At 59.9% G+C, this 7,268-nt stretch carries 5 protein-coding genes and 1 pseudogene; all 6 read right to left on the bottom strand.

Annotated elements, in window-relative coordinates:
• Positions 1–113 precede the first annotated feature (113 nt).
• A complete protein-coding gene (locus RY831_RS27880) occupies positions 114–1,979 on the bottom strand; it encodes a putative bifunctional diguanylate cyclase/phosphodiesterase (protein ID WP_326509602.1) in 1,866 nt (621 codons plus the stop codon).
• The gene (locus tag RY831_RS27885) at positions 1,976–2,356 is read right to left on the bottom strand and encodes a response regulator (RefSeq protein WP_326509603.1); all 381 of its coding nucleotides are present in this window, start codon (positions 2,354–2,356) and stop codon (positions 1,976–1,978) included. The genes RY831_RS27880 and RY831_RS27885 overlap by 4 nt, the downstream gene beginning before the upstream one ends.
• Before the next feature lie 393 nt (positions 2,357–2,749).
• Positions 2,750–4,828, bottom strand: coding sequence for a 3-hydroxyacyl-CoA dehydrogenase NAD-binding domain-containing protein (locus RY831_RS27890; protein WP_326509604.1), 2,079 nt, complete (start codon positions 4,826–4,828; stop codon positions 2,750–2,752).
• A 224-nt stretch (positions 4,829–5,052) separates the two neighbouring features.
• Positions 5,053–6,270 carry an ABC transporter substrate-binding protein gene (locus RY831_RS27895; protein WP_326509605.1) on the bottom strand — a complete coding sequence of 406 codons (1,218 nt, stop codon included), beginning with the start codon at positions 6,268–6,270 and terminating at the stop codon, positions 5,053–5,055.
• A 192-nt stretch (positions 6,271–6,462) separates the two neighbouring features.
• Positions 6,463–7,053, bottom strand: a complete 591-nt coding sequence (locus tag RY831_RS27900) for a gamma carbonic anhydrase family protein (RefSeq protein ID WP_326509606.1) — start codon at positions 7,051–7,053, stop codon at positions 6,463–6,465.
• 108 nt (positions 7,054–7,161) lie between these two features.
• Positions 7,162–7,268, bottom strand: a pseudogene (locus RY831_RS27905) (ABC transporter ATP-binding protein); the annotation flags it as partial.

A 7,268-nucleotide genomic window follows, 5' to 3' on the forward strand; every position in this document is an offset into this window, starting at 1 on the left:
GGGCAAATGATAGCGAGTAATGGGGTCCAGCGGTAATCAGCGGCAACCGCCGACCACTGGATCTGTCAAGCATGCGGGCCTGGACCAAGCTCCCGGCAGTCCAAGCCCGCGCCTCAGCGCTGTTCCACATCCTGCATCTCCGCCGCCCTGACCTGAAGGGTCTCGCCTCGCTGCATCAGGCTGACGATGCCTTCCGGCGGCACTGGCCTGCTGAAGAGGTAGCCCTGCATTTCCTCGCATCCCAGCGTACGAAGGTACTCCATCTGCGGCATCGTTTCGACGCCCTCCGCAATGGTGATCAGCTCCAGGCTTTTCGCCATTGCGAGGATGCTGCGCACCAGCGCCGCGCTGCTCGGATAACTCATCATCTCATTGATGAAGGAGCGGTCGATCTTGAGCCGGTCCAGCGGATAACGGCGCAGATAGCTCAGCGAAGAGTAACCGGTCCCGAAGTCATCCAGGGACAGCGCGATTCCGAGCGCTTTCAACTCATGCATGGCGCGGATCGTCGTTTCGGCATTCTCCAGAATCAGGCTTTCCGTCAGTTCCAGCTCAAGCCATTCCGCCGGCAGCCTTGCACCGGCCAGCGCCTGCCGCACCACCGCAGTCAGGTTGGACATCCTGAACTGCAGGGCCGACACGTTGACCGCCATCCTCAGGCGAGGCAAACCGGCTTCCTGCCATTGCAGCACCTGCTTGCAGGCGGTGTCGAGCACCCAGGCCCCGACCTGCGGCATCAACCCGCACTCCTCGAGCAACGGAATGAAGGAGCCGGGCGACAGCATGCCGCGCTCCGGATGCTTCCATTGCAACAAGGCCTCCACGCCGAGCACTTCGCCGTTGCGCAACGATAATTGCGGCTGGTAGAACAGGAGGAATTCATTGCGCTCCAGGGCGCGATGAAGTTCCGCCTCGAGGCGCAGGCGTTGTTCCGCACCTTCATCGAGCGCCTTCCCGTAAAGCCGGAAGCCGCTGTCCGCACCCTGGCGGTCCGCAGAAACCCGAGCCCGGCGCAGCAGCTGCGTCGGGTCGCTTTCCTGTTCCGGATAATGAACTGCACCGACGGAGGCATGCAGAAAAACCTCGCTGTCGCCGATCGGCACCGGCTCTTCGATTTTCGTGATCAGTTCTCCTGCCAGCCGCTCGATGGCCTGGGGATCGGTCAGTGCCGGCACGACCAGGACAAACTCGTCCGTGGCGATGCTGGCCAGGAAACCTTCCTCGCCACGGCTTGCATCAAGCCTGTAAGCTGTCGTGCGCAATACCTGCTCCAGCGCGCTGCGTCCGAATACTTCCGTTGCGCGATCGACCCGCAGCAGGCGTATGTCGAACATGGCGAGCGCACCATGCCGCTCGGCCAGCGCGGGCAGACGGTTTTCGAGCAGCAGCCGATTGGGCATGCCGGTCTGGGCGTCGTAGAACGCCATGTAATACAGCTTTGACTCTGCGGCGAGACGCTGCTGGTGGTTGAGGATATGGCCGAGCGAAAAGCCGATATCGTCCGCCACCTCCTGCATCAGGTCTTCCACCGTTTCGTCGAAACACTCGGTCTGATCGGTATAAAGGAGAAACACGCCGACGACTTCGCTATCTTCGACCAACGGCAGTCCGGCCATCGCATGGAAGCCGCGGTGGACCAGTTCGATTGCGCCCATCCTGTCGCCCAGGGTCATCAGGTCATTGTAGATACAGGGCTTGCGGCTGCTGCGCACGAGGTCGGCAAATCCGCCTTCGGCCACGAGGACGTCTTCCGGGCCGCAGGGATCGCCGAAGGCACTGATCATGCGGAGCCTGTCGGTGGCCGGATCGTGCAATCCGATCCAGGCAAAGCGGAACATGCCGCATTCGACTGCAATGCGGCATGCATCGCGATAAACGGAGTCCGGCGACTCGGCGCGGATGATGCTCCGGTTGATGCGGCTGAGCATGGTCAGCACGCGGTTGGCACGGTCGAGGCTGGCAACCTGTTTTCTCTTCATCGGGCAGGCGCTCCCCCGGTCAGCTCGGCGATGCTGCGCGAAAGCTCCCAGCGATCGATCGGCTTGCCAAGGACCCTGTCGATGCCGCATTCCCGCATGCGCCCGCGCGATGCGGCGTCATCCAGCGAGGACACGACAATGAGCGGGATGCCGGCTGTTTCGGGCTGGGCCTTGAGTCTCCTGGCGACCTCGAATCCATCCATCCCCGGCATCATCAGGTCGAGAAGCACCACGTCGGGACACTCCTTCCTTGCCAGCAGCAGGCCTTGTTCTCCATTGGTTGCGATTAGTGTGCGGTACCCGTCCGAGCTAGCAAACACTTCCAGCAACCTGCGATTTCTTTCTTCGTCATCGACAATCAGAACCGTCTTTTGCAAAGCACTTTCCATATCAGCCTGTTTCAATCGCACGGATTCGCGGTGCGATCGCTTCAATTCATTCGGAAGCAACGGACGAATGACCCAACATTTCATCCGGTGTAGCGTCGACCCTTTACTCTTAAAAACTACCGGGCCCGATTTCCAGGATGGCCCTGCCAAGCTTAGAAGTACCTCCGGGCACATCGTTCGAATATAGTCCGATCTCATTGCTGTCGGTATCCCATATTCGGAGGATTCTTGGCCGGCTCTCTTATCATGTTGCCGCATGACAACTTCACCGGTTTGACAATGATCAAACTTGCAGGCTGCTGGTTAACAATTGGAAACAAAAAAGCCCGGAGCGATCCGGGCTTTCGCAACTGCGTCTGGCTCTTGATATACGCTGCGGATTTAGTTAAAGCTCTTGCCTTCCGCAGCGAGCTTGGCGAGCAGCGGTGCAGGTTTCCATGCCTCGCCGTGGCGGCCCTTCGCATACTTTTCCATCGCCATGACGACGTTCGGCAAGCCGACCGTATCGGCATAGAACATCGGACCGCCGCGGAACAGCGGGAAACCGTAACCGGTCAGGTAAACCATGTCGATGTCGGAAGCGCGCTGCGCAATACCTTCTTCCAGGATGTAGGCCGCTTCGTTGACCAGAGCATAGACCAAGCGCTCAATGATTTCCTGGTCGCTGATCTTGCGGCGCTCAACGCCGAGATCCGCCGAATGCTTGATGATCATGTCGTTGACGACCTGCGACGGATACGGCTTGCGGTCGCCCGGCTTGTAGTCGTACCAGCCTGCGGAAGTCTTCTGACCGAAGCGTCCCATTTCGCACAGCAGGTCGGCGGTCTTGGAATAAGTCACCTCGGGTTTCTCGACGTAGCGGCGCTTGCGGATGTACCAGCCGATGTCGTTGCCTGCCAGGTCGCCCATGCGGAACGGGCCCATCGCAAAGCCGAACTTTTCGATCGCCTTGTCGACCTGCTCCGGCAGCGCGCCCTCTTCCAGCAGGAAGCCGGCCTGGCGGCTGTATTGCTCGATCATGCGGTTGCCGATGAAGCCGTCGCAGACGCCGGACACGACGCCGGTCTTCTTGATCTTCTTCGACAGCTGCAGAGACGTCGCCAGCACATCCTTGCCAGTCTTCGCGCCGCGTACGATCTCGAGCAGCTTCATCACGTTCGCCGGGCTGAAGAAATGCAGTCCGATCACATCCTGGGGCCGCTTGGTGAAGCCGGCGATCTTGTCGACGTCCAGCGTGGAGGTGTTCGATGCGAGGATCGCGCCCTGCTTCATCACTTCGTCGAGCTTGTTGAAGACCTGTTCCTTGACGCCGATGTCCTCGAACACCGCTTCCACCACGATGTCGGCCTGGCCGATTTCCTCGTAAGACAGCGTGCCGGTGATCAGGCCGACGCGCTGGTCGAACTTCTCCTGGGTCAGCTTGCCTTTCTTCAGCGTGTTTTCATAATTCTTGCGGATGGTGGCCAGGCCCTTGTCCAGCGCTTCCTGCTTCATCTCGAGAATTTTGACCGGGATGCCGGCATTGGCGAAGTTCATCGCGATGCCGCCGCCCATGGTGCCCGCGCCGATGACGGCAGCTGATTTGATCGGACGGGTGGGCGTATCTTCCGGCACGTCCGGCACCTTGCTGGCGGCGCGCTCGCCGAAGAAGGCATGGCGAAGGGCTTTCGACTCCGTGGTCTGTACCAGGTCGACGAAAAGCTCGCGCTCGAATTTCAGGCCATCATCGAACTTCTTGGTAACCGCAGCGGCCACAGCCTCGACGCACTTGAGCGGCGCCGGGAAAGGACCGGCCATCGCCCTGACGGTATTGCGGGAGAACTGCAGGAAGCCTTCGTAGTTCGGATAATCGATCTTGATGTCACGCACCTTCGGCAATGGGCGCGCATCGGCCACCTTGTTGGCGAAGGCGATGGCGCCTTCGAGCAGGTCGCCTTCGATCATTTCATTGAACAGCGCGGTCTTGGCCAGCTTTTCGGAAGGCACCGGGTTGCCGGACACGATCATGTTCAGGGCCATTTCCAGGCCGAGCACGCGCGGCAGGCGCTGCGTACCGCCGGCGCCGGGCAGGATGCCGAGCTTGACTTCCGGCAGCGCGATCTGCGCGCCCGCGGAAGCGACACGGTAGTTGCAGCCCAAGGCGAGTTCGAGCCCGCCGCCCATGCAGACGGTATGGATGGCCGCCACGACCGGCTTGGTCGAGCTTTCCACGACATTGATCACGGTATGCAGCGTCGGCTCGGCCAGCGCCTTGGGCGAATTGAATTCCTTGATGTCGGCGCCGCCGGAAAAGGCCTTGCCCGCACCGGTGATGACGATGGCCTTGACCGCGTTGTCATCGAGCGCCTGCTTCATGCCGCTGACGATGGCGCTGCGGGTGGCGTGGCCGAGACCGTTGACCGGAGGATTGTTGAGCGTAATGACGGCGACCGCGCCATTGACCTTGTATTCGGCAGTCATATCTCTTCCTTTAAATTAGATGTCCGAAATCCCGGCGCCGGAGCCGGCGGATCGAGATTCGGCGAGGCTGGTTTTATTGTGCGACGCTCAAAACTATAACTCAAAATAGCACGGCCGTATTATTTTAAGCAAAAAAAACCGGGCCTCGAATAGACCCGGTCTGCCTGCGCGAGTTGCAGCTCACCCGGCGGCGTTGATGCGCTGCTTGCTTCGTTAATGGCTCTTCACTGGCTCTTCAAGCGCAGAAGCGCGCCGCGTTTCTGGTCGTCGGCATAGGCGTAATCCACGCGCCCTGAAGACACCATGCCCATGACCAGCATGTTTTGCGTGATGGCATCGTGATCCTCTTTTGAAAACGGCTTGTTATAGCTCGTGATCACGCCCTGGTAGCGGCTCTTGAGGTCCTCCAGCGCAGCACGTATCTTGGGACCTTCGGTCGAGTTGGCCTGCCGCAATGCCAGGAACAGCAGGTGCATGCCGTCGTACCCCTGCGCCGCGCTCATCGGCGACGGAATGCGGTCGGTATTGAACCTCCGCTTGTAGGCCAGCAGGAAACTGTTCTTGCTGCTCGATCCAAAATCCTGGATGAAGGTCTGAGGCATCAGCGCACCCTCGCCGGCCTTGCCCGACAGATCGATGAAATTGCGCATGGAAAAAGTCCAGCTTCCCAGCATCGGCACCTTCCATCCGGCCTCGCTGCGATTGCGGGCGATAGCAGCCATCTCCGGGCCGATTCCCCACACCACAAGCGCCTGCGCGCCGCTGGTTTTTGCGCGGCGCACCTGGGCGCTCATGTCCTGGTCGCCGATCTTGAAGCGTTCTTCGGATACCACGTCGAGCCCTGCCAGCGTCGCTTGCTGCTGGAATGCCTTCAAACCGGCTTCGCCATAGGCAGTGGCATCGGCCAGTATCGCCGCCGATTTCATTCCCTTGCGCTTGAGGTCCGCGACCAGCACCTTTGCTTCCAGGTCCAAGGTAGGCGCCATCCTGAATATGTAATTCTCAGCCGCCGCCGGCGGCGCATATTTTCGAGTGAGCACCGTACCGGTAGATACCGCGACCATCAGTGGAATCTTCGCCTTCTGGTAGGCATCGATCGAGGCCAATCCTACGCCGGTGTTCACGATGCCCACCGTGGCCACCACTTTTTCGCGGGTCAGCTCTTCGGCGATCTTTGCGCCCACATCGTTATCGGCCTTATCGTCGCGTTCGACAAGTTCGATCTTCCTGCCGTTGACGCCACCGATATTGTTGATTTCCTCAACGGCAAGGAGGATGCCGTTGCGCATGCTTTCTCCCATTGGACTTGAACCGCCGGTGAACGGGCCGGTCACGCCGATGCGCAGCGGCTCGCCTGTCTGCGCGAGCGCGGGAATGGATAGTGCCTGCATGATGGCGACCGCACATGACGCGCGCATCAGGCGCCGACGTGAAATCCGCATTATTAGTCTCCTTGATTCACATCCGGGATTGGCCGCCCCATAGTTGCAGGACGGTCGGAACGCAATGCCGCACCAGTTTTGTTGTAGCTAATCGGCGGCAAAAGTTTCCGGGAAGTATTTAGCAGTGAGGACCAAAGAGAAATACGTATTACTACGTAGAAAAATGGAAGAGACCGATGAAAGTGGTCCTGCTCAGTCGTGTTTTTCGACTGTTCCCAGCATTGCGGTCAGGCGCTTGACTTCTTCGGCGACGTCCGCCGGGAAGGAGGCGGCTTCCCACGCCCGGTAATCCCCTGACGCATAAGCCAGCGCATTGCGATAGTAGAGGTAGGCATTGATGCGGTTGCGCACGAAGTTGTTCTGCGTGCGCGTGACTTTGCCCGGCGCTCCCATCACGATGGAATTCGGCGGAATGACAGTACCTTCCTTGAGAAAGCTGTGTCCGGCCACGATGGAGTTTTCGCCGATCACGCAGCCGTCCATGATGGTGGAATTGATTCCGATCAGGCAGTTGTCACCGATGGTGCAGCCGTGGATGGTGCAGTGATGGGTGATCGAGCAATGGCTGCCGATGACGGTCGGCGTGCGGTCACCGATATGCAGCATCACGAAGTCCTGGATATTGGTGTACTCGCCGACGACGATTTCCTTCTGCTCGGCGCGGGCCACCACGTTCATCCAGATCGAGGCATTCCTGCCTATCCTGACCTTGCCATAGAGTGCCGCACTTTCGTGTACATAAGCGGGTTCGTCGAGAACCACATCCGGTCCGATGAATGCCATGCTGCCTCCCTGAGATGCTGCGGATCACAACTCGATATAAAACGCGAACGGGCGGCCCGTCCGCCATGCCGCCCGCTTGCATTCAACTGCGCTGGCTTGCCTGCGGCCTCACACTTCCAGCCATTCCTTGCGGATCGCCGCATTCGCGCGCAGCTCGTCGGGCGTGCCTTCGAACACGATCGCGCCGTGACCCATCACGTACACCCGCTGCGAGA

The sequence above is a fragment of the Noviherbaspirillum album genome (assembly GCF_035916955.1).
Lineage (GTDB): Bacteria > Pseudomonadota > Gammaproteobacteria > Burkholderiales > Burkholderiaceae_D > Noviherbaspirillum > Noviherbaspirillum album.